This is a genomic window from Streptomyces sp. NPDC001515 (genome assembly GCF_053597115.1).
In genome coordinates, this window is sequence record NZ_JBSFHN010000022.1 from 105,986 (window position 1) to 131,958 (window position 25,973).

General features: G+C 71.7%; 24 protein-coding genes. 9 read left to right on the forward strand and 15 right to left on the reverse strand.

Annotation, left to right across the window (positions count from 1 at the left end):
- Positions 1 to 327: 327 nt before the first annotated feature.
- The 4 genes from pstS to pstB all read left to right on the forward strand — a co-directional run bounded on the left by pstS (position 328) and on the right by pstB (position 4,468).
- Positions 328 to 1,461: a phosphate ABC transporter substrate-binding protein PstS gene (gene pstS / locus ACWCXC_RS23540; RefSeq protein ID WP_450685191.1), complete on the forward strand. Its 1,134-nt coding sequence runs from the start codon at positions 328 to 330 to the stop codon at positions 1,459 to 1,461.
- A gap of 132 nt (positions 1,462 to 1,593) precedes the next feature.
- Complete coding sequence (gene pstC / locus ACWCXC_RS23545; protein WP_450685190.1) at positions 1,594 to 2,586, forward strand: phosphate ABC transporter permease subunit PstC; 993 nt, start codon at positions 1,594 to 1,596, stop codon at positions 2,584 to 2,586.
- Complete coding sequence (gene pstA, locus ACWCXC_RS23550; protein WP_450890449.1) at positions 2,583 to 3,668, forward strand: phosphate ABC transporter permease PstA; 1,086 nt, start codon at positions 2,583 to 2,585, stop codon at positions 3,666 to 3,668. The genes pstC and pstA overlap by 4 nt, the downstream gene beginning before the upstream one ends.
- Before the next feature lie 23 nt (positions 3,669 to 3,691).
- Positions 3,692 to 4,468 (forward strand): phosphate ABC transporter ATP-binding protein PstB, encoded by a 777-nt coding sequence (gene pstB, locus ACWCXC_RS23555; protein WP_450685188.1) that lies wholly within the window; start codon positions 3,692 to 3,694, stop codon positions 4,466 to 4,468.
- Positions 4,469 to 4,580: 112 nt separating this feature from the next.
- On the opposite strand, the gene ACWCXC_RS23560 is transcribed toward pstB, so the two are convergent.
- Together ACWCXC_RS23560 and ACWCXC_RS23565 are read right to left on the reverse strand one after the other, a co-directional pair.
- The gene (locus tag ACWCXC_RS23560; RefSeq protein WP_450685187.1) at positions 4,581 to 5,579 is read right to left on the reverse strand and encodes an anion permease; all 999 of its coding nucleotides are present in this window, start codon (positions 5,577 to 5,579) and stop codon (positions 4,581 to 4,583) included.
- Positions 5,580 to 5,584: 5 nt separating this feature from the next.
- The gene (locus ACWCXC_RS23565; protein WP_383648080.1) at positions 5,585 to 6,205 is read right to left on the reverse strand and encodes a DUF47 domain-containing protein; all 621 of its coding nucleotides are present in this window, start codon (positions 6,203 to 6,205) and stop codon (positions 5,585 to 5,587) included.
- Positions 6,206 to 6,405: 200 nt separating this feature from the next.
- Between ACWCXC_RS23565 and ACWCXC_RS23570 the strand changes: the two genes are divergently transcribed.
- On the forward strand, positions 6,406 to 6,774 hold the full coding sequence (locus ACWCXC_RS23570; RefSeq protein WP_450685186.1) for a metal-sensitive transcriptional regulator: 369 nt from the start codon (positions 6,406 to 6,408) through the stop codon (positions 6,772 to 6,774).
- A 79-nt stretch (positions 6,775 to 6,853) separates the two neighbouring features.
- On the opposite strand, the gene ACWCXC_RS23575 is transcribed toward ACWCXC_RS23570, so the two are convergent.
- The gene (locus tag ACWCXC_RS23575) at positions 6,854 to 7,081 is read right to left on the reverse strand and encodes a hypothetical protein (RefSeq protein ID WP_450685185.1); all 228 of its coding nucleotides are present in this window, start codon (positions 7,079 to 7,081) and stop codon (positions 6,854 to 6,856) included.
- A gap of 138 nt (positions 7,082 to 7,219) precedes the next feature.
- The gene (locus tag ACWCXC_RS23580) at positions 7,220 to 8,173 is read right to left on the reverse strand and encodes a hypothetical protein (protein ID WP_450890450.1); all 954 of its coding nucleotides are present in this window, start codon (positions 8,171 to 8,173) and stop codon (positions 7,220 to 7,222) included.
- 132 nt (positions 8,174 to 8,305) lie between these two features.
- Here ACWCXC_RS23580 and ACWCXC_RS23585 point away from each other — a divergent pair, with 132 nt between their 5' ends.
- Positions 8,306 to 8,482 carry a hypothetical protein gene (locus tag ACWCXC_RS23585; protein WP_450685183.1) on the forward strand — a complete coding sequence of 59 codons (177 nt, stop codon included), beginning with the start codon at positions 8,306 to 8,308 and terminating at the stop codon, positions 8,480 to 8,482.
- 27 nt (positions 8,483 to 8,509) lie between these two features.
- Entirely contained in the window at positions 8,510 to 10,114 is a 1,605-nt protein-coding gene (locus ACWCXC_RS23590) for an FAD-binding oxidoreductase (protein WP_450890451.1), read from the forward strand.
- Positions 10,115 to 10,267: 153 nt separating this feature from the next.
- Here ACWCXC_RS23590 and ACWCXC_RS23595 read toward each other — a convergent pair whose 3' ends face one another.
- From ACWCXC_RS23595 to ACWCXC_RS23630, 8 genes are all read right to left on the reverse strand, one after another.
- Entirely contained in the window at positions 10,268 to 11,002 is a 735-nt protein-coding gene (locus tag ACWCXC_RS23595; RefSeq protein WP_450685181.1) for a phosphatase PAP2 family protein, read from the reverse strand.
- A 267-nt stretch (positions 11,003 to 11,269) separates the two neighbouring features.
- On the reverse strand, positions 11,270 to 12,262 hold the full coding sequence (locus tag ACWCXC_RS23600) for a C40 family peptidase (RefSeq protein ID WP_450890452.1): 993 nt from the start codon (positions 12,260 to 12,262) through the stop codon (positions 11,270 to 11,272).
- A 234-nt stretch (positions 12,263 to 12,496) separates the two neighbouring features.
- Positions 12,497 to 13,120 (reverse strand): hypothetical protein, encoded by a 624-nt coding sequence (locus ACWCXC_RS23605; RefSeq protein WP_450685179.1) that lies wholly within the window; start codon positions 13,118 to 13,120, stop codon positions 12,497 to 12,499.
- On the reverse strand, positions 13,117 to 15,579 hold the full coding sequence (locus ACWCXC_RS23610) for an alpha/beta hydrolase (protein ID WP_450890453.1): 2,463 nt from the start codon (positions 15,577 to 15,579) through the stop codon (positions 13,117 to 13,119). Before ACWCXC_RS23610 ends, ACWCXC_RS23605 begins: the two co-directional genes overlap by 4 nt.
- A 225-nt stretch (positions 15,580 to 15,804) precedes the next feature.
- Positions 15,805 to 16,386 (reverse strand): hypothetical protein, encoded by a 582-nt coding sequence (locus tag ACWCXC_RS23615; protein WP_450890454.1) that lies wholly within the window; start codon positions 16,384 to 16,386, stop codon positions 15,805 to 15,807.
- Positions 16,383 to 18,182, reverse strand: a complete 1,800-nt coding sequence (locus tag ACWCXC_RS23620) for an alpha/beta hydrolase (protein ID WP_450890455.1) — start codon at positions 18,180 to 18,182, stop codon at positions 16,383 to 16,385. The genes ACWCXC_RS23615 and ACWCXC_RS23620 overlap by 4 nt, the downstream gene beginning before the upstream one ends.
- A 103-nt stretch (positions 18,183 to 18,285) precedes the next feature.
- The gene (locus ACWCXC_RS23625) at positions 18,286 to 18,864 is read right to left on the reverse strand and encodes a hypothetical protein (protein ID WP_450890456.1); all 579 of its coding nucleotides are present in this window, start codon (positions 18,862 to 18,864) and stop codon (positions 18,286 to 18,288) included.
- A gap of 168 nt (positions 18,865 to 19,032) precedes the next feature.
- A complete protein-coding gene (locus tag ACWCXC_RS23630; RefSeq protein ID WP_450890457.1) occupies positions 19,033 to 20,829 on the reverse strand; it encodes a hypothetical protein in 1,797 nt (598 codons plus the stop codon).
- A gap of 392 nt (positions 20,830 to 21,221) precedes the next feature.
- On the opposite strand from ACWCXC_RS23630, the gene ACWCXC_RS23635 reads away from it, so the two are divergent.
- On the forward strand, positions 21,222 to 22,436 hold the full coding sequence (locus tag ACWCXC_RS23635; RefSeq protein ID WP_450890458.1) for a low temperature requirement protein A: 1,215 nt from the start codon (positions 21,222 to 21,224) through the stop codon (positions 22,434 to 22,436).
- Between the two features lie 82 nt (positions 22,437 to 22,518).
- Here ACWCXC_RS23635 and ACWCXC_RS23640 read toward each other — a convergent pair whose 3' ends face one another.
- Entirely contained in the window at positions 22,519 to 23,787 is a 1,269-nt protein-coding gene (locus ACWCXC_RS23640; RefSeq protein WP_450890459.1) for a hypothetical protein, read from the reverse strand.
- A 235-nt stretch (positions 23,788 to 24,022) separates the two neighbouring features.
- Here ACWCXC_RS23640 and ACWCXC_RS23645 point away from each other — a divergent pair, with 235 nt between their 5' ends.
- Positions 24,023 to 24,805, forward strand: a complete 783-nt coding sequence (locus ACWCXC_RS23645; protein WP_450890460.1) for a DUF4232 domain-containing protein — start codon at positions 24,023 to 24,025, stop codon at positions 24,803 to 24,805.
- 95 nt (positions 24,806 to 24,900) lie between these two features.
- On the opposite strand, the gene ACWCXC_RS23650 is transcribed toward ACWCXC_RS23645, so the two are convergent.
- Positions 24,901 to 25,314: a VOC family protein gene (locus ACWCXC_RS23650; protein WP_450685170.1), complete on the reverse strand. Its 414-nt coding sequence runs from the start codon at positions 25,312 to 25,314 to the stop codon at positions 24,901 to 24,903.
- A gap of 191 nt (positions 25,315 to 25,505) precedes the next feature.
- Positions 25,506 to 25,898 (reverse strand): helix-turn-helix domain-containing protein, encoded by a 393-nt coding sequence (locus tag ACWCXC_RS23655; protein WP_450890461.1) that lies wholly within the window; start codon positions 25,896 to 25,898, stop codon positions 25,506 to 25,508.
- Between the last annotated feature and the right edge of the window lie 75 nt (positions 25,899 to 25,973).

The window sequence follows — 25,973 nt, forward strand, 5'->3', positions numbered from 1 at the left end:
ACACCGGGGCCCACGCGCCCCTTCCAGCCGCGTGACACCGGCACCGGCGCACCCCTGAGGGCCGCGTCGTCCCGTACCGCGCACCCCTTCCGCCCCGGCCCGTCCGGGGCGGAAGGGGTGCTGCCCGTAGCCGGAACCGGGCCGCCCGACACGGTTCACCTGCCGTTCACCCACCCCCGCAAGCCGATTCACCTGATCTGCCTAATTTCGGCTGTGCACGGTGCGAGGCACTCACCGCACCGTCCACGACTTCCGCACCACCCACCACCTCGCACGCCGTCGTAGCGACCACACCACCTCGGCGGCTTCTGGAAGGAACACCCGAAAGTGAAGCTTCAGCGCAAGAACCGGCTTCGTGCCACCGCGCTCGGTGCCCTCGCCGTCTCCGGCGCCCTGGTCCTCACGGCGTGCGGTTCGGACGACAACAGCGGTAACGACACCAGCGGCGGCAAGCAGACGAAGGCCGCCTCGAACGTCACGTGCGACGGGGCCAAGGGGCAGCTGCGCGCCTCCGGCTCCAGCGCGCAGAAGAACGCCATGGACCTCTGGGTCAAGGAGTACATGGCGGCCTGCTCCGGCGTGGAGATCAACTACAACTCCTCCTCGTCCGGCGAGGGCATCGTCGCCTTCAACCAGGGCACGGTCGGCTTCGCCGGCTCCGACTCGGCGCTGAAGCCCGAGGAGGTCGCCGACTCGAAGAAGATCTGCAAGGGCGGCCAGGGCATCAACCTCCCGATGGTCGGCGGCCCGATCGCGATCGGCTACCACCTCGAAGGCGTCGACAGCCTGACGCTGGACGCCCCCACCCTCGCCAAGATCTTCGACACGAAGATCAAGAAGTGGAACGACGAGGCCATCGCCAAGCTCAACCCGGGCGTCAAGCTCCCGGACAAGGCGATCCAGGCCTTCCACCGCTCCGAGGACTCCGGCACCACGCAGAACCTCGGCAAGTACCTCGGCGCCGCGGCGCCGAGCGACTGGAAGTACGAGGCGGAGAAGAAGTGGCCGGCCCCCGGTGGCCAGGGCGCGACCTCCTCCTCCGGTGTCGCCACGCAGGTCAAGCAGGTCGACGGCGCGATCGGCTACTTCGAGCTGTCCTACGCGGCCTCGCAGCAGATCACCACGGTCGACATCAACACCGGCGGCTCCGCCCCGGTGAAGGCCTCCTCGGAGAACGCCTCCAAGGCCATCGCCGCCGCCAAGGTCAAGGGCACCGGCAAGGACCTGGCCCTGGACCTCGACTACACCACCAAGGCCGAGGGCGCCTACCCGCTGGTCCTGGTCACCTACGAGGTCGTCTGCGACACCGGCAACAAGGCCGACACCCTCGGCACCGTGAAGTCCTTCCTCACCTACACCGCCTCCGAGGACGGCCAGAAGCTCCTCACCGAGGCCGGCTACGCCCCGATCCCCGAGGCGATCAACGCCAAGGTCCGCGAGACCGTCGCCGGTCTCTCGTAACCCCCGCTCCACCCGGGCTTCCCGGGCCGGTCCGGCGCACCCCTCCGGACCGGCCCGCCACCACCCACCCCCATCCGGTGCACCGCCGCCAGGGGCGCCGTCCGCGGCTCCCCCACACAGACCGGAAAGACCATGGCTTCCACCACACAGACAGACATCCCACCGGCCCGGCCGGGCGGAGACTCCCGTCCGAGAAACACGGGCCGGCTCGGGGACACGATCTTCCTGGGCCTCTCCCGGGGCTCCGGCATCCTGCTGCTCGTGATCATGGCGTCGATCGCCGCCTTCCTCACGTACCGCGCGGCGATAGCCATCTCCGAGGACGAGGGCAACTTCCTCACCACGTTCGACTGGAACCCGGCCGGTGACCCGCCCGTCTTCGGCATCGCGGTCCTGCTCTTCGGCACCGTGATCAGCTCGGTCATCGCGATGGCCATCGCGGTCCCGGTCGCGGTCGGGATCGCCCTGTTCATCTCGCACTACGCGCCGCGCAAGCTGGCCGGCCCGATCGCGTACGTCATCGACCTGCTCGCCGCGGTGCCCAGCATCGTCTACGGCATCTGGGGCGCCCTGGTCCTCGTGCCGTATCTGGAGGGCCTGAACCTCTGGCTCGACCAGTTCTTCGGCTGGACGTACGTCTTCGAGAAGACCGAGGTCGGCGTCGCGCGTTCGCTGTTCACCGTGGGCATCCTGCTGGCCATCATGATCCTGCCGATCGTGACGAGCGTCAGCCGCGAGGTCTTCCTCCAGGTCCCGCGCATGAACGAGGAGGCGGCGCTGGCGCTGGGCGCCACCCGCTGGGAAGTCATCCGCCTCTCGGTGCTGCCCTTCGGCCGCTCCGGCGTGATCTCCGCCTCGATGCTCGGGCTCGGCCGCGCGCTCGGCGAGACGATGGCCGTCGCCACGGTCCTGTCGCCGAACTTCCTGATCTCGCTCCATGTGCTCAACCCGGGCGGCGGCACGTTCGCCCAGAACATCGCCGCGAAGTTCGGCGAGGCCGACGCGTTCGGGCGGGACGCCCTGATCGCCTCCGGCCTGGTCCTCTTCGTCCTCACCCTGCTGGTCAACGGCGCCGCGCGGCTCATCATCGCCCGCCGCAAGGAGTATTCGGGGGCCAACGCATGAGCCACGCACCCACGAGCGTCCAGGACATTCCGACGCCCGCACCCACCACCCCCGCCACGGGCACCCTCCGCAGCCGCTCGCTTCCCCGACTGGCACCGCTCGGCTTCGCCGCCGCGGGCATCGTCCTGGGCGTCGGCCTCGCCGCCGTGGCCGGCTGGCACAGCCGCGTCCAGTGGGGCCTGCTCTCCGCGCTGTTCTTCCTGGTGATCTCGTACATCACCACCAGCGTCGTCGAGAACCGCCGGCAGGCCAAGGACCGCCTGGCCACCAGCCTGGTCTGGGTCTGCTTCCTGCTCGCCGTCGTCCCGCTGGCCTCCCTGCTGTGGACGACGATCAGCCGCGGCTCCGAACGCCTGGACGGCTACTTCCTGACCCACTCGATGGCCGGCGTCCTCGGGCCCGAGGCCAGCGGCGGTGTCTACCACGCGCTGATCGGCACCCTGGAGCAGGTCGGCATCGCCACCGTGATCTCCGCCCCGATCGGACTGCTGACCGCGGTCTACCTGGTGGAGTACGGCAAGGGCGCGCTGGCCCGGTCCGTCACCTTCTTCGTCGACGTGATGACCGGCATCCCGTCCATCGTGGCCGGTCTGTTCATCCTCTCGATCATGCTGATCGCGGGTCTGGAGCCGAGCGGGCTGATGGGCTCGCTGGCCCTGTCGATCCTGATGATCCCGGTCGTGGTCCGCTCCACCGAGGAGATGCTCAAGCTCGTCCCGAACGAGCTCCGCGAGGCATCGCTCGCCCTCGGCGTCCCCAAGTGGCGCACCATCCTCAAGGTGGTCCTGCCGACCGCGATCGGCGGCATCGCCACCGGCGTCATGCTCGCCATCGCCCGTATCGCCGGTGAGACCGCCCCGATCATCCTGCTGGTCTTCGGCAGTCAGCTGATCAACACGAACCCCTTCGAAGGCGCCCAGTCGTCACTGCCGTTCTACATCTACGAGCAGTACAAGATCGGTGAGACCGCGTCCTACGACCGCGCCTGGGCGGCGGCCCTGGTCCTGATCGCCTTCGTCATGATCCTCAATCTGGTGGCCCGCGGCATCGCCCGCTGGAAGGCCCCGAAGACCGGCCGCTGAGGCCACGGAAAGCAGTGATTCAGATGGCCAAGCGCATCGATGTCAGCGGCCTCTCGGCCTACTACGGCAACCACAAGGCGATCGACGACATCTCGATGACCGTCGAGCCCCGCTCGGTGACCGCCTTCATCGGCCCCTCCGGCTGCGGCAAGTCCACCTTCCTGCGCACCCTCAACCGCATGCACGAGGTCACGCCCGGTGGCCGCGTCGAGGGCAAGGTGCTGCTGGACGACGAGAACCTGTACGGGGCCGGCGTCGACCCGGTCACCGTGCGCCGCACGGTCGGCATGGTCTTCCAGCGCCCCAACCCCTTCCCGACCATGTCGATCTTCGACAACGTCGCGGCGGGACTGCGGCTCAACGGCACCCACCGCAAGAACCAGCTCGGTGACATCGTCGAGAAGTCGCTGCGCGGCGCAAACCTCTGGAACGAGGTCAAGGACCGGCTGAACAAGCCCGGCTCCGGCCTCTCCGGCGGCCAGCAGCAGCGGCTGTGCATCGCCCGCGCCATCGCGGTCGAGCCCGACGTCCTGCTGATGGACGAGCCGTGCTCCGCCCTCGACCCGATCTCCACCCTCGCCATCGAGGACCTGATCGGTGAGCTGAAGGAGCGCTTCACGATCGTCATCGTGACGCACAACATGCAGCAGGCGGCCCGGGTCTCGGACCGCACCGCGTTCTTCAACCTCGCCTCGGTCGGCATGCCCGGCAAGCTCATCGAGATCGACGAGACCGAGCGCATCTTCTCCAACCCGTCGGTCCAGGCCACCGAGGACTACATCTCGGGCCGCTTCGGCTGATCCCCCAGACGGCCTTGGGGTGCTGCATGGCGGTGCCACCACAAGGCGAAAGGGTCCGCCCCGCACTCCGTGAGGAGTGCGGGGCGGACCCGTACGTACGTGAGCCCCGGTGTCAGCCGAAGACCAGGGCGACGACCCCGTAGCTCGCGGCGGCGACCAGCGCCGCGGCCGGCATCGTGATGAACCAGCCGAGGATGATGTTCTTCGCGACGCCCCACCGCACCGCGTTGACCCGCTTGGTGGCCCCCACACCCATGATCGCGGAGGTGATGACGTGCGTCGTCGAGATCGGCGCGTGGAAGAGGAACGCCGAACCGAACATGATCGAGGCGCCCGTCGTCTCGGCGGCGAAGCCCTGTGGCGGGTCCAGCTCGATGATCTTCCGGCCAAGCGTCCGCATGATGCGCCAGCCGCCCGCGTACGTTCCCAGCGACAGCATCAGCGCGCAGACGAGCTTCACCCAGACCGGGATCGGGTCGCTCGGGGACTCCACATCGGCGATGACCAGGGCCATCACCACGATGCCCATGGTCTTCTGCGCGTCCTGGAGGCCGTGACCCAGCGCCATGCCGGCCGCCGACACGGTCTGCGCGATGCGGAAGCCGCGCTTGGCCTTGTGCGGATTGGCCTTCCGGAACATCCACATGATGGCGACCATCACCAGATAGCCGACCACCAGGCCGATCACCGGCGAGACGAACATCGGGATCACGACCTTGTCGAGCACCCCGTCCCAGTGGACCAGGGTCCCGCCCGCGAGCGCCGCGCCGACCATGCCGCCGAACAGGGCGTGCGAGGAGGAGGACGGCAGCCCGAAGTACCAGGTGACGAGGTTCCAGATGACGGCGCCGACCAGCGCGGCGAAGAGGATGCCCATCCCCTTGTCGCCCTCGGGCGTGGCGATCAGCCCCTCGCTCACGGTCTTGGCGACCCCGCTGCCGAGGAACGCGCCCGCGAGGTTCATCACCGCCGCCATCGCCAGGGCCGCCCTCGGGGTCAGCGCCCGGGTGGAGACCGAGGTGGCGATGGCGTTCGCCGAGTCGTGGAAGCCGTTCGTGTACGTGAAGCCGAGCGCGACGCCGATGGTCACGACCAGTACAAAGGTGTCCACGTGGTTCAGGACTCCTTGACCGCGATGGTCTCCACCGTGTTCGCCACGTGCTCGAACGCGTCCGCAGCCTCTTCCAGCACATCCACGATCTGCTTGAGCTTCAGCACCTCTATGGCGTCGTACTTGCCGTTGAAGAGGTGGGCGAGCAGCTTGCGGTGGATCTGGTCGGCCTGGTTCTCCAGACGGTTGACCTCGATCCAGTACTCGGTGAGGTTGTCCATCGTGCGCAGTCCGGGCATGGCCTCGGCGGTCAGCTCGGCCGCGCGCGCCAGGACCTCGATCTGCTGCTCGACGCCCTTGGGGAGTTTCTCGATCTGGTAGAGGACGACCAGGTCGACGGCCTCCTCCATGAAGTCCATGATGTCGTCGAGCGAGGACGCGAGGTTGTAAATGTCCTCACGGTCGAACGGCGTAATGAATGAGGAGTTCAGCTGGTGGAAGATCGCGTGGGTGGCATCGTCCCCCGCGTGCTCCGCTGCCCGCATGCGCTCCGCGATCTCGGCCCGGGAGGCTGGATCCGCCCCGAGCAGTTCCATCAGGAGTTTCGAGCCCGTGACGATGTTGTCCGCGGATGCGGAGAACATGTCGTAGAAGCTCGTCTCCCTGGGGGTCAGACGAAAGCGCACGTGGGGTCCTCGGGGTGCTTTGGATTCGGTCAGGCTGATGCTAGGCGCATCATCCGGCCACGGCTAACCGGCATTCTTCAGTGTCGCGCATCAGGCAGGCTGATCAGCACGGGGCCCCGGTCACGTTTCAGCTGAATTCGCTAAGATATACCCACCAGGGGTATGCAGACGGCAGGGTAAAGGGAAAACGGGAGGCAGCAATGACCACGACCGAGGCCACCGAGGCCGGACGGACGCCGGAGCCGGCGGCCGCCGCCGAGACACTCGTCACCGACCACGACCGGGGCATCCACGGCTACCACCACCAGAAGGCCGAGCACCTCAAGCGGCTGCGCCGCATCGAGGGCCAGATCCGCGGCCTGCAGCGGATGGTCGACGAGGACGTCTACTGCATCGACATACTCACCCAGGTCTCGGCGTCCACCAAGGCGCTCCAGTCCTTCGCGCTCCAGCTCCTGGAGGAGCACCTGCGCCACTGCGTGGCCGACGCCGCGGTCAAGGGCGGCGCGGAGGTCGACGCCAAGGTCGAGGAGGCCACCAAGGCCATCGCCCGGCTGCTGCGCACCTGACCGGGCCCGGCGCCGCGCTCCGCGCATCCGCCGGGGGCGGCGCCGTCAGCCCCCGATGCTCCGGCGGGGGGCGGCGCCGTCAGCCCCGGTGCTCCGGGTGCCCGAGGGCACCGTCGTCCGGGTGGTCGCCCTGCCGGGGGACGGTGGTGTGGTCGGCGACCGCCTTCACATCGAGCACCTCGTCGATGCGGTCCGCGCTGAGCCGCTCCCCGATCGCCGCGGCCGCCGCGATCATGAGTTCCCCGCACAGGTCGATCTCGGCGAGGGCCACATGGTCCGACACGGTCCGTGCGCTGAGCGTCACCACGTCACTCACCTCTCACTGCCGTCACCGGCACCACGGCCGGGAAGACTCTGCGGACACGACCAGGGGTCACGACCAGGGTAGGGAGCGCGCCACACACCGCGCATGGCACGGACGGACCATTTCCCGCCCACGAGGTGGCTAGGAACCTGCGGTCCCCGCAGCCTCCCGCGCCCCACTCCCCTGTCCCTGGTCCCCGTGTCCCTGGTCCCCGTGTCCCTGGTCGATCGCCCCGGTGTAGATGTCCCGCTCGGCCGGCAGCGGTACGGAGACGGGCACCCCGAACCCGTACAGCAGCGTGGTCGAGACGACGTCCTTCGCCGGGCCGCCGTTGGCGAAGGAGAAGCGGTGGCGCACCTTGCGCAGCCGGCCCTGCGCGTCGAGATACGCGTCGAAGGCCACCGTGTCCCTGCTGAACCCTTTCGCCGCGGCCGCCAGCGCTCCCCGCGAGGTGGCCGAGGCGCGGCTCGCCGCCCGGCCGATGCCGGTGGTGCCCCGGTAGTGCCGGACCGTCACCCCGGCCAGATCGGTCTCCCCCAGATACGTCACCGTGCCCACCCCGCGCAGCAGTTCGGCGGCGGCCAGGGGATCGGTCACCCCGCCGGTGACCAGATTGCCGTCGGCCAGCGCCGTCGTGTCGATCCGCACCCACTTGCCGGCCGGCACGCCCGCGCCCCGGTTCATCATGTACAGCGCGCCCGGGGCCAGCAGTTCGATGATCGGCCGGTGCTCGTCCTCGCCCGCCGCGTCGGGCGGCAGCACGACCTTGAGCCGCCCGGACTGGGCCCGGAAGTCGTACGCCCCCTTGCCCCTGATCGTGACCCGGGTGCCGCCGGCGGCCGTCTCCATCGACGTGACCACCTCGGCGGTCCCGGCCGCCGCCCGGCCACCGCCCGGCGGGACCCCCGCCCCCACGAGGACGTCGGCGGCCCGCCGCACCGCGGCGGCGGCGTCGGCCCCGGCCCGGTCGTCGGCCGCGGCACGGCCGGAACCGGCGCCCGTCCCGCATCCGGAGACCCCGGCCATCACACCCGCCACGGCGAGGGCGCACACCGCGCGCACCCCGCCTCCGGTCCTGTGCCGCTGCACCACCATCGCCTGCCAACCCCCAACGCCGACCGCCTGCCCGTTGCCCCCACCCGTTCCGCATAACGACGGCCCCTGCGCCTCGTAACGCCGCCCGCACACCCCTCACCGCCGGACGGCCCAGCCCAGTACCGTGGTCGCGTGTACGACCAACACACCGCTGAGGTCCCGCCGGTCCGCCCGGTCCACGAAGCCACCACCGTCGAACGCGGCTCGTTCTGCACGGCACGGTGCAGCTGCGGTTGGTCGGGCCCGGCCCGCCGCTCCCGCGACCGGGCCCGCACGGACGCGGAGGAACACCGCACCTCCGCGGCCTGACGCGCCCCGCCCCCACCCGGAGGTTCCATGCCCCTGCCCAACCGGCGCACCGTCCTCACCGCCGGTGCCGCGGCCGTGCTCACCGGTGCCACCGCCACGGCGTGCGACGGCGCGGGCTCCGGCCCTCCGGCAGGCGGCTCCACCCCGGCCGGGACGGCGACCGCGAGCGTTCCGGCCCCCTCGCGGACGTCCCCGACCGCGTCGCCGTCCGCCGGGGCGGCGGACTGGTCCGCGCTGGCCGGAAGCCTGGACGGTTCGCTCGTCCGGCCGGACGACGCGGACTACGCGACGGCCCGCCTCCTCTACAACACCCGCTTCGACGGACAGAAACCGGCCGCCGTCGCCTACGTCCGGCACCCGGCGGACATCCGGGAGTGCCTGGCCTTCGCCCGCCGCGCATCCGTACCGGTGTCGATCCGCAGCGGCGGCCACTCCTACGCGGGCTGGTCCAGCGGCACCGGGCGGCTGGTCATCGACGTCTCGGCGCTCTCCAAGGTCGCCCCGGACGGCACGATCGGCGCCGGCGCCCGGCTCCTCGACGTCTACCAGGGCCTCGGCGCCCACGGGGTGACGATCCCCGGCGGCTCCTGCCCCACGGTCGGCGTCTCCGGGCTGACCCTCGGCGGCGGCCACGGCGTCGCCTCCCGGGCGTACGGCCTGACCTGCGACAGCCTCACCGCCGCCACCCTCGTCACCGCCGACGGCCGGACGCTCACCGCCGACGCCACCCACCACCCCGAGCTGTTCTGGGCGCTGCGCGGCGCGGGCAACGGCAACTTCGGCGTGGTCACCGAACTGCGCTTCCGCACCCACCCCGCCCCGCGGACCGTCTCCGCGTACATGTCCTGGCCCTGGTCGCGCGCGCGGGCCGTGCTGACGGCCTGGCAGGAGTGGGGCCCGGACCAGCCGGACGAGATCTGGTCGTCCGCCCACGTCGCGGCCGGTCCGGGCGGCGGGAACCCCACGGTGTCGGTCTCCGCGTTCAGCCTCGGCACCTACGGCGACCTCCAGAACGCGGTGGACCGCCTCGCCGACCGCATCGGCGCCTCCGCCTCCTCGGTCTCGCTGCGCCGCCGCTCCTACCGGGAGGCGATGCTCGTCTACGCGGGCTGCTCGGGCATCACCGACGCGCAGTGCCATCTGCCGGGCACCACCCCTGGCCGCGATCCGCAGGGCTCCCTCCAGCGCGAGACGTACGCCGCGGCCTCGGACTTCTACGACCGCTCGCTGCCCCCGGCGGGCATCCGGGCGCTGCTCGACCGGACGGAGGCCTTCAGCCGGCTCCGCGGCGACGAGGGCGGCGGCGGCTCGGTGGCGCTGACCGCGCTGGGCGGGGCGGTGAACCGGGTGGATCCGCCGGCCACGGCGTTCGTCCACCGGCGGTCCCGGATGCTCGCCCAGTACATCGGCGCCTGGCGCCACGACGGAGCCGGCACCGCCCAGCGGAAGTGGCTGAAAGACACCCATGCCGCGATGCGCCGGTACGCGTCCGGGGCGGCGTACCAGAACTACACGGACCCGTCGCTGACGGACTGGCGCACGGCCTACTACGGGGCGGCGGCGGACCGCCTGACCGGGGTGAAGAAGACGTACGACCCGGAGGGGCTCTTCAGCTACCCGCAGGGGATCTAGACCCGAACGGAGAAGGCGGCGCCCAGGGACGCGCTGGGCCGGCCCGCCCGTCAGGCGGCACCCCGCGATGCGGAGCAGGGCCGGCCCGCCGTCCGTCAGCCGGCGGGCCCCGTCGTCAGGCCGGAGCCCCGTCCCTGCGACAGCGGCCGTCCGTCAGGCGGCGAGCCCCTTCTCCCCCTCGGAGCCGCCGCCCGAACCCGGGCGCGGCTCGGGGATGCCCATGGCCTCGCCCCGGCCGCCGGGGAGCGCGACGGTGAGCGGGCGGCGCGAGCGCACCAGGAAGCCGACCCGGCCGGAGCGGGCGACGGCGCCCATCAGCGGCGTCAGGAGCATCATCGCGAGGGGGGCGAGGAGCAGGGCTACGGCGGTGCCGAGCGCGAAGCCGCCGACGACGTCGGTCGGGTAGTGCACGCCCATGTAGATCCGGCAGAACCCTTCGAGGAGGGCGAGCGCGATGGCCGCGATGCCGAACTTCCGGTGGGCGACGAAGAGGCCGACGCCGAGGGCCATCGCCATCGTGGCGTGGTCGCTCACGAACGAGAAGTCGTTCTTCCCGTCGACGAGGACCTCCAGACCCGCGTGGTCCTTGAAGGGGCGGGGGCGTTCGACGAACTCGCGGATCGGGATGTTGATCAGGAGGGCGATCCCGGCGGAGAGCGGGGCCCAGACGAGGCCGGCGACGCCGCTCACCGAGTCCTCCAGGGTGCCGCGCCGGCGCATGTTCCACCAGCACCACAGAGCCACCAGGACCATGCCGAGCATGATCCCGTACTCGCCGACGAACTCCATGACCCGGTCGAACCAGGTGGGAGCGGACTTGGCCAGCCCGTTGATGTCGTAGAGCAGGCTGACGTCGGGGTTCGACCCATCCAGTGCGAGTCCAGCCATCTGCCGCGGCCCCTTGCCTTGTCTGCTGCTGCGGCGCACAGCCCTGTGTGCCGCGTTGACGAACCCCCGTGTTCGGTTCGATCACTCATGACGTGACCGGGCGACGCCGGTCAGTGCGGTGGCCCCGGTCCTCCCAGAGAACGACGGGTGCCGTGCGTACGTTCCACTCTCCACCGAATGATCACCATGACGTTATCGAAGAGTGACACATCGTCGCAGCTCAGGGCCCAGGGTTCACGGAGAGTTCCGGCCATGGCCGCGTGCGGGTCAGGCCGCCGGACGCGCGGTCGGCAGCGCCGCCGCACCGTCCTTGGTGACCCTCGTCGCACCGAAGTAGTCGGGCGTGTCGATCTTGTCGAAGCGGATGACGGCCCCGGTGTAGGGGGCGTTGATCATGTACCCGCCCCCGACGTAGAGACCGACGTGATGGATGGCGCGCGAGTTGTTCAGGTCGTCGGAGAAGAACACCAGGTCCCCGGGGAGCAGTTCGTCCCGCGAGGGGTGCGGACCGGCGTTGTACTGGTCGTTGGCCACCCGTGGCAGGTCGATGCCCACGGTCCGGTACGCGGCCTGGGTCAGGCCCGAGCAGTCGAAGCGCCCGCCCTGCTCCGGCGTCCCGTTGCCGCCCCACAGATACTTCGTCCCGAGCTTCTTCTGCGCGAAGTAGATGGCCCCGGCCGCCTGCTGCGAGGGCTGCACCCGCCCGACGGGCCGGGCGAAGCTCTTCTCCAGCGTACGGATGATCTTGACGTAGTTCTGCGTCTCCGCGATGGCGGGAACGCCACCGGCCCGGATGACCCGGTACGCACCGGCGTTGTAGGCGGCGAGCATGTTGTTCGTCGCGTCACCGGGGACCTTCTTCACGTACCCCGCGAGTTCGCAGTCGTACGAGGCGGCGGACGGAATGGCGTCGGCGGGGTCCCAGACGTCGCGGTCCCCGTCCTTGTCGCCGTCGATCCCGTGCGAGGCCCAGGTGCCCGGGATGAACTGCGCGATGCCCTGCGCGGCGGCCGGGCTCTGTGCGCGCGGGTTCCAGCCGCTCTCCTGGTAGAGCTGGGCGGCAAGCAGCGCCGGGTTGATGGCGGGACAGAGATTGCCCCACTTCTGCACCAGGGGCTGGTACTTGGCGGGGACGGCCCCCTTGGCCAACCCCACCGCACCGCCCCCGCCGCCCCCGAGGCCGGCGGCGGCGGAGTACGTACCGACGACGAGCAGCGCCACGAACAACAGCGCGGCGCCGACACCGATCCCTCCGGCCATCCAGTATTTCCGCACCCCTCAACCATCGCTCATCGGGGCGCGGTTCATCAGCTCTTTCGACGGTGTGTACGACTCATCACGGCGCACGCGGGTGCACGGCGAGGCGCGACGGGGCACGGACGGGCACGACCGGGCCCCGCGGCACGGCCCGGCCCCCGCCCACGCGCGCCGCCCGCTCCCCCGCGTACGAAGGGGGAACGGGCGGCGCTCACACCAGCGGCACGGCGGCGGCCGTTACGACGAACCGCCCCCGGACCAGTGCGTGGAGCGGACGTTGGGCGCGGGGAGCGGATAGACCCCCCGGTAGTCCTTGCCCTTGGGCCGGGTGGTGGACTCGGCGACCGCCGACTCCTTCACGCACGGGGTGTCGGCCTCGAAGAATGCCTGGCCCCGGGCGCGGATGCTGACGCTGATCCCGAAGCCGTCCTTGGTCACGGCGTACACCGCGGGGAAGACGGGATCGGTGTTCTTCGCCTTGATGCGGTAGCCGGCGGTCCGCCAGATCCCCTCGATCTGGTCGAGGAAGTCCTGCCGGCGGTCCTCGGAGACGATCGTCATGACGGTCCGTCTGCGGGTGACGTCGCAGCTTCCCTTGGTGGTCGGGCCGTGCGCCCACTCCACCTCCGGATCGATCTTCCCCAGGACGGAGTCGAGCATGCCGTCGGCCCGCTCGGCGGCCCCCTGCATGTCCATGGACGTCTTCTTGTCCCCTCTGTCCGCGTCCTTCCCGGTGCCCGAGGGGCTGTCCGAGACGGTGGTCCCCGCGTCCGCGCCCGACGGGGCCTTCTCGCTGCCGCAGGCGGAAAGCGAGAAGCCGGCGAGCAGAGCCACCGCGACGATCTGGAGCCTTCGGCTCATCGCTGTTCCTCCATCTTCAGCCGGTCGGCGTGTCCTGACACGATAAGAGCAATGGCGTCGGCGGACATGGCGTCGCGGGCCGGGTTGAAGTAGTTCGAGTGGGCGTCGAAGCTCAGCCCGGACCCGCTGATGAGCGGCTGGCCCGGAGCCACCGGGAAGCGCCGCGCACCGAATGCCTTGCTCGCCGGGTCCTTGCCGAACCAGAGGTCGTCGTCGCCCGGATCCGCCAGGTCCCCGGCCAGATACGCTCCGGCCGGACCGCCGAGGATCCCCCCGATCGCGCCGACGATCGCCTGGGTCTTCGACGGCAGCTTGGTGACCGGGTCGTTCTCGGCCGCGCCGACGAAGACGTGCGAGGCCCCGACCCCGAGGTCGACCGCCTGGTCGACCCCGACCCCCGGACTGCCGACGAGGATGATGTCGTCGACCCCCGGTATTCCGCCGAGCCGCTGGGTGGCGGCGCCGACGGTACGGGACCCGTAGGAGTGCCCGATCGCGGTGATGTGCGGGTCCTTGTTCTGGTTGGTCGCCGCGATGCCCGCCATGAAGTCGTCGTACGCGGCACCGCCCTTCTCGGCCCGTGCCGTCCCCGCCACGGCCAGGCTCTTCAGCCCGTCCGGGGTCTGCGGGGCGTCGTAGCCGAGCCAGACGATGGCGGCGCTGGACGGGTCGTAGCCCTGGGCGCCGATCGCCGTGTCCCTGGCCCGCTTGAGGTCGTTCTTCGCGAACTCCTCGTCGAGGGAGGTGTTCAGACCCGGTACGTACGCCGACACGTTCTGCGAGGTGTCGGGGTTGCCGTACGCGACGACGGCCCGCCCGTTCCCCTCGTCGCTGATGCCGATGAGGTACATCGGGGGCTGGCTGCCCTCCTTCAACTGCCGGTCGATCTCGCGGAGCCCGGCCAGCTTCTCCTTGGACTGCTTGTCGGTCTGCCCCTCCAGTTTGCTGATCAGATCGGGCAAGTGGCGCCGGTTGGCGGCGTCCCGGTCGGCCACCGGGATGCCGTCCAGATTGCCGATCCGGTCCGGCGACAGCTCCAGGTAGCGGTCACGCTCCTGCTGCGAGAGCCCGTTCCACCAGGCCTTCCGCCCGGCGGCGCTGGACCCCGTCGGTATGCGCCCGTTGAGGTACTGCCGCTCCGAGTCCCGCACCGCGGCCTCGACCCGCGGCCCCGACCCCGGAAGCCCGGCCACCGCGCCGCCGATGCCCCCGGGCCCCTTGGCCACGTCCCAGGCGGCGGCCACGTACTGCCCCCGCCCCCACTTGTCGCCGCCCTTCTGCGCGACCTGCGCGTACTGCTGGACGACGTCCCGCGCGGTGTCCACCGGGTGCGCGATCGCGCCGGCGGCCCCCGTCACGTCCCCGAGCAGCCCGTCGCCACCCACCAGCCCGGTGAGGAAATTCCCGGAATCCCCGGACGCGCCCTGCGCGGAAGCGCCGGTGACGACGGGTCTACCCGCGTCGACTCCTGAAGAGGAACCGGCGGTGGAGGTGTTGTCGGGGGAGGTGGTGCCGGCGTCGGTGCCGGCGTCGGCTCCTGAGGAGGTGGTGCCCTCGGTGGTGTTTCCGGCGCTGTTTCCGGCGCTGTTTCCGGCGCTGCCGCCGGTAGCGCCGCCGGTGGTGGTGGTCGCTCCGGAGGATCCGGCGGGGCCGGAACCCTTGGACTCGATGGATCCGGTGGTGCCGGAGCCTCCGGCGGTGGTGGAACCGGTGGTGTCGGAGCCTCCGGCGGTGTCGGAGCCTCCGGTGGCGGAATCCGCGCCGTTGGCGCCGCCTGCGTTGGCGCCTCCGGTGACGGTCGCGCCGTCGTACCCTTCACCGGTCCCGGCCTCGCCGGTGATGTCCCCGTTGGCGCCCTTGTTCCCGCCCTTGCTGCTGTCGGCAACGACGGTGGGCGAGGACGAGCAGCCACCGCCGGTGACCTGGCAGACGGCGGTACGGAACCGCCCGGCCATCTGCCCGCCGACCCCCGTGGTGACGAGACCGGTGACGAGGGCCGCGACGATCAGGATCAGGCCGACATACTCCAGTGCGGACTGCCCGGTGTCGAGGCGCCAGCGCATCATGCGCGGGAGGCTGAACGGCGCGGCCGGGATGCGGTGTTCGGGGGCCAGCCGGAACCACGCGCGCGCGTGCGGGCGCGTGAGCAGGACGAGGACGACGACGGGCAGCACGAGCGGCGTGAAGCCCCGCCCGCTGTCCGGCTGCCCGAGCGTGGCGACCGCGCCCAGCAGCAGCCAGGCGTGGATGCCCAGCAGCCCGTACCAGATGCGGACCCCGCCGGTCCGTACCCGCAGAGACAGAACGAACCCGGCGAGGCCGGGCAGCATGGCGTACAGCACCATGCCCAGAAGCCGACCCGTGACGGCGTCGGCGGAAGCGGCCACGAGCAGCGCGTTCAGCGCGCCGAGCACCGTGACGACGAACAGTAGACGGACGAGAACCAGAGCGACGAGCAACGGGCGCGCCAGCGCCTGTCTGCCCGGACGGACTTCGGGGGTGCCTAGGGCAGCACCATCGGGTAACGCTACTTCTCCTATGCCAGACACGAAGAGTCTCCCCAGCTTTGTGAGCGGGCGCAGCGACGGTTCCCCCCGGTATCCGTATGCGACCACAACCCCACCGGTTTCGGCATGGGCCCCAGGGCCCAATGCCAGACTCAATATCCCGGCAGCCGGGGCTCCCTAATCGCCCTTGACTGGGCCAATGCGGTCATTGGGGGCGGGGGGCGGGGTGTTGGCGGACCAGAAGTCGGAGTGGATGTTGGGGCGGGGGATCGGGTAGATGCCCTCGTAGGAGGGCCCGTTGGGGGGCGTTGTCGAATCGGCCACTGCGGACTCCTTCACGCAGGGGCTGTCGACTTCGAGGAAGGCTTGGCCTCCCCCAAAAATGAGACTCACTCCAAAACCACCTCGAGTCTGGGCGTAAATGGCCGGAGAGTCTCGATCATTGTTGATCCCTTTGATCCTGTAGTCCCGGCTTCGCCAGGACCGCTCCACAACCCCCAGGAAGCTACCCCTTCGGTCATCCGAAACAACCGTCATTACCGACCGGCGCCGCGTTACGTCGCAGATTCCCGTCGTGGTGGGGCCATGCGCCCACTGAACTTCAGGCTCAATGCTCGCCAACGTGGCATCCATAATCTTGTCCGCGTGCTCTGCGGCTTCTTGCATGTCCATATCGCTCCTCTTCTGGCTGGATACACAGCCGGACAAGGTTGCACTCACGACAATCGCAACCAACACCTCTAGAACCCGACTCCTCATCGGTACCTCTCGTATTTGAGCCTCTGTGACTGGCCAGCCGCTACTAAGGCGATGCTATTTGCAGACGACGCATCCCGATCGGGATCGAAGTACTGAGAGTGCGCATCGATGGATACGCCCTGCCCGCTAACGACTCGAGGGCCGTCGTCGACAGGAAACCGGCGCGCACCGAAGGCCTCGCTGGCAGGATCCTTACCGAACCAGAGATCGTCATCTCCCTGATCAGCCGCGTCGCCCACCAGGTAGGCGCCTACAGGGCCTGCCGCGGCCCAACCGACTGCACCGGCGACGCTCTGCCGTTTCGACGGCAAGTGAGTCACCACGTCGTTCTCCGCAGCCCCTACAAAAACATGGTCTTTACCCACACCAAGCTCATCGGCCCGGTCGACACCGACCCCGGGGCTGCCCACCAAGATGATGTCGTCAACCCCCGGAATACCGTCGCCATGCTGTGTTGCGGCACCCACCGTGCGCGACCCGTATGAGTGGCCGATGGCTGTCAGGTGAGGATCATCGTTCTCATTCGTCGCGGAAACACCGCCCATGAAACGATTGAAAGCGGCTCCACCGTTCTCCGCCCGCTCATCGCCCATCACATCCAGGCTGTTGAAGCCATCTGGAGACTGCGGCGCGTCGTATCCGAGCCAAACAATCGACGCACTGGACGGATCATGCTGCTGCATCCCGATCGCCGTGTCCCGTGCCCGCTTGAGGTCACCCTTGGCGAAGTCCTCGTCCAGCGACGTATTCAACCCCGGAACATAAGCTGAAACATTCCGCGCCGTATCCGGGTTCCCATAGGACACGATCGCTCGCCCATTCCCCTCGTCCCCGATGCCGAGCAGGTACATCGGCGGCTCGCCGCCCGCCCGTAACTGCCGGTCGATCTCGCGGAGCCCCGCCAGTCGGGTCTCCGCTCGTTCGCCGTGCTCTCCCTCGAGCTTTCCGATGAGGAGCTGGAGGTTGTCGCGGTTGGCGGTGTCGCGGACGAGGGCGGGGATGCCGTCGAGGTTGCCGATCTGGTCGGGGAAGACGGCGAGGTACTCCTCGCGCTGTTCGTCCGTGAGGTGGGCCCACCAGGCGCGCCGGCCGGCGGGGGGCGCGTCGTACGGGATGGCGGACTTGAGGTAGCCGCGGGCGGCGGCGCGGACGGAGGCGGCGTCGGACGCGGCGTCGGTCCACGTGCGGTCGGGGACGCCGAGCCCTTCCTCGGCGCGGAGCTTGCGGAGGATCCCCGCGAACCGCCAGTCGATCTCAGCGGCCGTGCGCACGGCGGCGGCCACCCGGTCCGCGATGTCCTGCGCACGGGCCGCGTGCGGGTTCGGCGCGACCAGCCCGGACGGCGGGAGGAGTCCGGGCGCGGGCCCGACCGAGGCCGTGCCGCCGGGGAGCGGTTGACCGGCGATCAGGCCCTCCCCCGCCTCCGGGTACGTGACGGAGCCGTCCGCGTGCACCGTGAACCGCAGCGCCGCGGCCTCGTCCAACGCGTCGCGCAGCGCCCGCTGCTGGGCCCGCATCTCGAAGGCGAGGCTGTTCAGGGCCGTACGGATCAGGCCGCACTCCGTGTAGACGTAGCTCAGGTTCCGGCCCAGTCGGCTCAGCCGCCGCACGGCCGCCTCCGCCGCCGCGCCGTGCTGGGTCTCGCGGAGACCGTACAGAAGCTGGCGCTCGATCCGGTCGCGACCGGCGTCGGCCCGGTTGCCGGCCCGGCCCCAGCCATCGGCCGCGCCCTCCAGCTCGTCGCACTTCAGGTCCCGTAACTGAGCCCAGGTCAACCGCGACCCCACGACCGTCATCGCCCCACCCCACTCACGGACCGCACAAGAGCCATCGCGCCACCCCGCTCAATCACGCCACCCCACCCGCACGCCCCACTCCTGGCCCCACGCCCCACGCCCCTCACCGCGTCAGCCCTTCGAACCCCCGGCCCCGGCCCCCGCCCCGGCCACCCGCGTCCCGGCCCGTCATCACCGGGGCGAAGGAGGCGTTCACCGACGCGTCGGTCTCGCCCTGGGCGCGGGCGACCGTGCGGAGGCCGGCGGCGAGGGAGGCGCATTCGTGGCGGGCGGCGTCGAAGCGGCGTTGCCAGGACTCGCGGACGGCGCCGAGTTCGGCGAGGGCGGTCAGACCGACCGTGCCGGCGGAGAGGCCCTCGTGGGCGGTGGCCAGGTCGGTGCGGACCGGGCCGAGGTGGGCGTTCATGGCCTCGGCGCCCCCGGCGGCACGGAGCCACGGGCCCTCGCTGTGCCTCAGTTCATCGCCGCCGCCCGGTCCCGTGACGCCGCCGCCCGGCCCCGAACCCCCGACCCCTGGTCCCGTACCGCCGACCCCCAGCCCCGAAGCGCCGGCCCCCGGGCCCGCACCGTCGCCCCCCAGCCCCGTCCCGCCGCCGGTTTCCGTCCCCGCCCCCGTCCCGCCGGCCAGATCGCTCAGACGTTGCCGCGCGACGGGCTGCCCCACCACGGTCACACCACTCACCCCGCTCCTTGATCGTGGAGCGGACTGTCCCAAACGCGCGGGCCCCGACATGCCGCGCCGCCGGACGCGCGGGGGCCCGGACGCGTGCGGATTCCCGCGCTCGTCCGGGCCCCGGCGGCCGGGCGCACCGCTCCGGGGATCACCCGAACGGTGGACCGGGCGGCCCCGTCACCCCCCGTCACCGCCGTACGTCCGCGGGTCCACCGTCGCGAGGCGTTCCAGGACGGCGGCCGCGCGGTCCTCGGGCGGGGTTCCGTCGTCCGGGAGGAGCCAGAGGTACTGCGCGTCGTAGCCGTCCCCCCGGTCGTAGAGGAGGGAGAGGGCGGTCACCTCCGGGTTCCGGAACTCGGTGCCCGCCCAGGACAGCCGCACTCCCCACCGCTCCAGCAGCTCCGGCCGGTCGCGGAGCGCGGCGACGACCAGGCGGGCGGTGCGCCGGGCGGGCCAGGTCCAGGAGTCGTCACGCTCCGCGCGGGCGACCTCGGCGTCGTAGGCGGCGGCGTCGAAGCGGAGTTCGGGCAGCTCGCGGGGGTGCAACGGGGAGGGCGGCGGAGCCGGGCACCGCCACCCGTACCACCGCACCCCATCCCCCTCGCGACGGATCGTCACGTACAGGGCTCCGCAGCAGCCCTCGGAGCAGTACGCCTCCGCGAGGCACACCTCACGCGGCTCGTCGGTGGCCCGCAGCAGGCCCCGGTCCAGCAGGTACTCGGGTGAGGCCGCCGGTCCCCGGCCGAAGTACTCCGGGACCAGCGGCCGTCCGTCGACCAGGATCCGGGCCTCGATGACGTCCGGATCGGCCGGGTCGCGCTCGACCACCTCGATCCGCAACCGCGCCCCCACACCGGCCTCATCGCCATCGGTCACCGCATCGCCCGTACCCCCCGCACCGCGTGCCGGCCGCCGCAGCCGGGACCGCCGGGCCCAGGCGCGTCTGCGCCGCCGCTCGACGGCGTCCCCCGCGCCTTCTCCTCCACCGTCCCCGACTCCGTTCCGGTCCCCTTCCGGGCGGGAACCGGAATCATCGAGCAGCACCGCCTTCCACGCGGGACGGTCCAGAACGGAATCCAGTGCGGCGAGCACGGCCGCCCGGCGACCCGGCCGCCACCGGTGCAACGGACCGGAACCGCTGCGCAGTTCGTCGGCGGCTGACACCACCAGGGCGTAGTGGTCCAGGGTCGGCGCGAGCCGGCCGGCCCCGGACGCGAACGCCTCGTAGGCGGACGGGGCCGCGGAGTAGGCCATGATCTCCGCCTGGTCACCGCGCAGACTGGTCATCCGGAACAACAGCGCACCGAGCAGCGCCGTCAGTTCCGGGTCGGCCTGGGAGCGGAGGCGCCGGACCGGCGGTCCGACGTCCTCGCCGGCGGAACCCGTACGGTCCCCGCCAGGGCCCTGGCCCGTACGGTCCCCGCCCGGACCCTCGTCCCAGCCCACGGCCGGGCCCGCCGCCTCCGCGATCCTGCGGGCCGTCTCCGGGGCCGTCACCCGGTGCAGGGCGAGGAGCCGCTCCCGTACGGCCCGCGCGTCGGGGCGGCCGTCGGCGTTCTCCGCCAGCGCGGCCAGGGCGCGCGCTCCGCCCGCCCCGTCCGTGTCCCGGAGCCGGACGACGGCCGCCGTACGGCGGTCCAGCGCGTCGAGCGCGGCCACCACGGGCGGGACGAGATCACGCAGAAACCCGAGGGTCCGCAGGACGGGCACGTCCTGTGCCGTACCGAACCGGGCGAGGAGGACGATGCCCACCCAGGCGGCCGTGGGCAGCTCCGCCGTACGGGCCAGCTGCCGCGCGAACGCCCGTACGCGTCCCGTTTCCTGGGGACCGGTGGGCGACGGGAGCTGCCGCAGCAGCCGAGGAACGTGCTGCGGCCGGACCGGCGGGTCGAGATCCGACAGACCTCGGTGGAGGGCGCGCGCCGCGCGGACGGGGTCCGGGGCCGTGAGGAGAGGCGCCAGCAGCCCGGTCATCAGCTCACGCGTCTGCGGCCACGTACGGCGAGGGGGCCGCTTCCCTCTGCCCCTGCCTGTGCCTCTGCCTCTGCCGGCTCCTGGGCCGGTCCGTGCGGTCGGCTCCGCGTACGGCGTCGACCAGCGTCCTTCCGGTTCCGCGTGCCGGACGCGGAGGGCCGTGGCGTACAACGAGGGCCGAGGGGAGTGCGCTCCGCGCGCGTCCGGGGCGCTCAACGGGTGGGGGTGTTCTCGATTCCCTGAGTCATGCCGCCGAGTGTGGCAGCGCGCCTCCCCGCCCCGCCACCCGTTTGCCCGCCACCCGTTTACCCGCCACGGAACGGCGGTCCCCCACGCGCGACGGCGCCGCCGCGTCCGCCGTGCGGCGGGAACAGCCGGAAGAATGCCTCCTCATGAGCCATTCACCCCCCGCGCCCCGTGCCGACGCCTGGCACCGCCCCATGGTCGCCCGCCTCGCCGACGAGAAGCACCGTACGGCGACGATGCTGGAGCTGTTCTTCGACCTCTGCTTCGTCACGGCCGTGGCCCAGGCGGCCTCGGCGTTCGAGGAGGAACTGGCCTCGGGACGCGTCGGCCACGGGGTCCTCGGCTACGCGATGGTGTTCTTCGCCATCTGGTGGGCGTGGATGAACTTCACCTGGTTCGCCTCCGCCTACGACACCGACGACGTCCCGTACCGGCTGCTGACCCTGGTGCAGATCACCGGCGCGCTGGTGCTGGCGGCGGGCGCGCCCGAGGCGCTGCGGCACGAGGACTTCACGGTCATCACCTGGGGTTACGTGATCATGCGGCTGGCTATGGTCACGCAGTGGCTGCGGGCCGCGCGGGCCGATCGCGAGCGGCGGGGGTGCTGTCTGCGGTACGCGGCCGGGATCTTCCTGGTGCAGATCGGCTGGGTCGTACGGCTCGCCCTGCCGGAGAGCGTGGGCGGTGTGACGTTCGCGGTCCTCGTCGTGGCCGAACTCGCCGTCCCCGCCTGGGCCGAGCACCGGATCACCACCACCTGGCACCCGCACCACATCGTGGAGCGGTACGGGCTGTTCACCCTGATCGTGCTCGGTGAGTCGATCACGGCGGCGACCGGGGCGGTACGGGCCGCGCTCGACGGCGAGGCGGGCATCGGCGAGCTGGCGCCGCTCGTCGTCGGCGGCATCCTCACGGTGTTCGCCCTGTGGTGGCTGTACTTCGCCCCGCGCACCCCCGTCCGCCTGGACTCCCTGCGCGCGGCGCTGATGTGGGGGTACGGCCACTACGCCGTCTTCGCCTCGGCGGCGGCCGTCGGCGCGGGCCTCGCGCTGAACGTCGCGCACGCCAACGGGCACGGGCATCTGTCGGAGCGCGCGGCGGCGGCCGTCTACACGGTCCCGGTGGCCGTCTTCATCACGCTGGTGTGGCTGCTCCACCACCGGGGGCCCGCGTTGTGGGCCGGAACCACCCTGCTCCAGCCGCTCGCCGCGGTCGCGGTCCTGGCCGTGACCTTCACCCCGTCCCCGGTCCTGCTGACCGGCCTGGTCACGGCGTTGCTCATCGCGGCGAAACTGGTGCTGGCGTCCCGTGCGTCCGTACGGGACGGGGCCCCGCCCGCCACCGAGCACCCGGCCGGCTAGCCGGGCACCGGCCCCGGCCTCTCACCCGGCCTCACCACGCGGCCTCGCCACGCGTTCCGGCCACGCGTCCCGGCCACACGGCCTACCGCGCCGTACCCGTCCCCTTCGCCGCGCCCCGTGCGGCGGGCGTCTGTCCCGGCAGGGTGATCCCCTGCCGCTGGGCGGCCTTCCCCGGGCGCAAGGTCCACGGCACGGGGGCCGTCTCGGTGAGCCAGCCGTCGGCGATGAGCCCGCTGATGACGAGGCCGCGCAGCGCCCGGGAGAGCTTCTTCCAGCCGAGCCCCTTCCAGAGCTGACCGTAGGAAGGGCCGTGGCCGTGCTCGACGCGGAAGGCGACGGTGAACTCGGCGGCCTCGCGGCCGGCCTCGGGGTACCGGAGGTGCCACGCTTCCAGGGCGCCGCTCTCGGGGCGGGGCGCGGGCACGGGGGTGGGTTCGGACATGAACGCCTTGGTCACCCGGGAGAACGTGCACTGGCAGAGCGCGCACTGCTCGACCGACTCCACGTGCCGCAGCAGCGCGGGGCTGAGGCCGCCCTTCCATGCGGCCCACTGCGCGGGGGTGATCTCCACGAGCGCGGCGGCGGCCGCCGCCTTCCGCGCCTCCCGCCGCTCGGCCTCGGCGGCCTCCAGGGCGGCGGCCTCCTCGGGCGTGCGGAAGCGCCCGGCGAGATGCCGGACGCCGTCGCCCAGCCGGTACGTACGCCCGGTGATCTCGGCGAGGAACCCCTTCTCCAGGAGCACCGGCACCGCCCCGTAACAGACGGCGGGGAAGTCGGCGGGCGCCTCGCCCACCAGCTCGTCCGTGCTGTGCGCGGCCAGGAACAGGGCGGCCAGCCGGACCGCCGACGAGGTCTTCTTCACCGGCTTGGCCATCCGCGCCCGCATGGCCCATCCCGAGACCTTGGACCGGGTGCCCTTGCCCAGCGGCATCACATGGTCCGGTCCCGGCGCCATCTCCGGGACCACGATCCCGGCGGGCTTGTCCGGCTCCCCGTGGAGCAGCGCGTCCGGCACCCGCCAGCCGGCGCCCGCCACCTCCGCGACGGCCGCCTCCGGATCGTCCAGCCGCAGGGACCGCAGATCCGTCCCGGTCAGGTTGCCCACCCCGGCCCGCGCCGCCCGGATTCCCACGACGACGGCCAGCAACTGCGCGTCGGCTGTCGTCAGCGGCAGCCCCGCCACGTACGACAGCAGTTCACGCGCGGCGTCTCCCTGCCGTGGCGTCAGCAGAAAGGGCACGGGCGCGGGTTCCGGAGCGGTCAACGAGGGGGTCTCGACCGAGACGGCAGGCTTGGGCACATCACATCTAACGGTGATCAGACCGCAGAAGTCACGGGTGACGTAGCGCACAGACGTCTTCCGTGCCCGAGGCCGTGCACGCGCCCACCCGAAGGATGCCCGACCGAACGGGGGCCGCAGCCCTCCCGACGGACATCAGCGGGACGTCAGGGAGGCGTTAGCCGGACATGAGCGGAGGGCGGGAAGCTTCAGAAGTCAGCAGGCCGGACGGGGGAGCGGTTCGCCGCCGAGTCCGGGCCGCGACCGCACCGTCCCACTCGACCGCCACACACATCGGGGATTTCTCATGCGTACGATCCGCACCCGCCGGCGCACCGCCACCCTTGGTGCCGCCGCCACCGCCGTCCTCGCCCTCGCGCTCACCGCCTGCGGCGGCGACGACGGCAGCGGCACGAAGTCGGCCGGCCCGGCGTCCTCCGCCGAGGCCACGACCACGTCGAAGGACGGCGGCCAGACCTCGGACGCCGCCACCACGACCTCCGGCGGCGGCTCCGGGAACTCCGGCGGAGACTCCGCGAAGTCGTCCGGCTCGGGTGCGGGCACGTCCACGGGCGGCGCCACGAAGACCGGCACCTCCAGCGGCGGCGGCGGGAACACCGGCGACGACTACGCGTACAAGCACCCGTGCCAGAAGGGGGACCTGACCGTGCGGGTCTACCCCCGGGAGGGTTCGGCCACCCAGCAGGTCATCCAGGTCGCCAACAACGGGCCCTCCTCCTGCGGTCTGAGCTACTACCCGCGCGTCAGCATCGGTGCCCAGAACGCCACGGACCACAGCGGTGACGTCATCCCGCTCGTCCCGGGCGGACTCGGGGGCGCCCCGGCGTACCCGGTCAGGCCGGGGGCGTCCGCCTTCGCCGTCATCGACATCAACCCGGGCGGCGGCAACGGCTTGACCTGGCCGGACGAGATGAACGTGCTCGTCGACGGCGACAACATGTCCAACGCCGAGCAGGAGGGCTACCCGCTCCCCCCGGGCGCGAAGGTCGGCACCCCGAAGCTGGGCCTCTACCGGACGTCGATCGCGGACGCCGTGTCCTCCATGCAGTCGGCCACCACCAAGCCCTGACCTCCCCGGCCGGACCGCGCCCGGAGCCCCGGACCACCCGAACCCCCTGTCCACGGGGGCCCGGAGTCCGGGGCCGGTCTGTTTCCGGGCCGGGGTCAGTCGGTCTTCGGCTGCGTGAAGCGGAGGCGGTTGCCGAACGGGTCGCGCAGGCCGCAGTCGATGCCGTAGGGGCGCTCGGTGGGCTCCTCGGTGAACTCGACGCCCTGGGCGAGCAGCGTCTCGTAGGTCTTGCGGCAGTCGTCCGTGGTGAGGATGAGCCAGCCGCCCATCGCCCCCTTCGTGATCAGGTCGCGGACCTGCGCCGCCGTCTCCTCGGACATCGCCGGCGCCCCCGGCCGCTCCAGCAGGAGCTGGCGCTCGGGGTGTCCCGGCACGCTGACCGCGAGCCAGCGCATGAAACCCAGGTCGACATCGGCGGCGATCTCCAGGCCGAGCTTGCCGACGTAGAAGTCGAGGGCCTCGTCCTGGTCGAGTACGTACATCTGCGAGTGCGTGATGGCGGTGAACATGCGTCCAGGCTAGGGAGGCCGCGGCGCGAAAACTTATCCGAAACTGCTCGGTTCCGGGCCCGGTCCCGGTTCGGTCCCGGTCCCGGTTCGTTTCCTCCCCCTCCGGTTCCGTTCCCGGTTCGGCTCCGGCGGCCGGCCCGACGCCCCGTCACCGGCCCCGCGTCCCCTCGGCCCGTCCCCGGCCCGGCCGTTCAGCCGCTGGGCCGGGTCCACGCCATCGTGAAGCAGGTGGGGACGCCCGCGGCCACCGCGTCCCTGCGGTACGCCCGGGGTGACCGGCCGACGACGGCGCTGAAGGTGCGGCTGAACGTGCCCGTGCTGCCGAAGCCGACCTCGAAGCAGATGTCCGTGACGCTGCGGTCGGTCTCGCGCAGCAGGAACATCGCGCGCTCCACGCGGCGCCGCTGGAGGTAGCGGTGCGGCGTCTCGCCGAACGTGGCGCGGAAGGTCCGCGAGAAGTGCGCCTCGGAGACATGGGCGAGCCGGGCCAGCGCCGCGACGTCCAGCGGTTCGGCGTATGCGCGGTCCATGGCGTCCCTGGCCCGCAGCATCCGCCGGTTGGACTCCTCGGTGGCACGGCTCATGACGGCGTCCTCCCCCCTGCTGATGCCCCGGCGACCGGCCGGCCCGCCGGTCCGTCGCCGGTCGCCGCTGGTCAT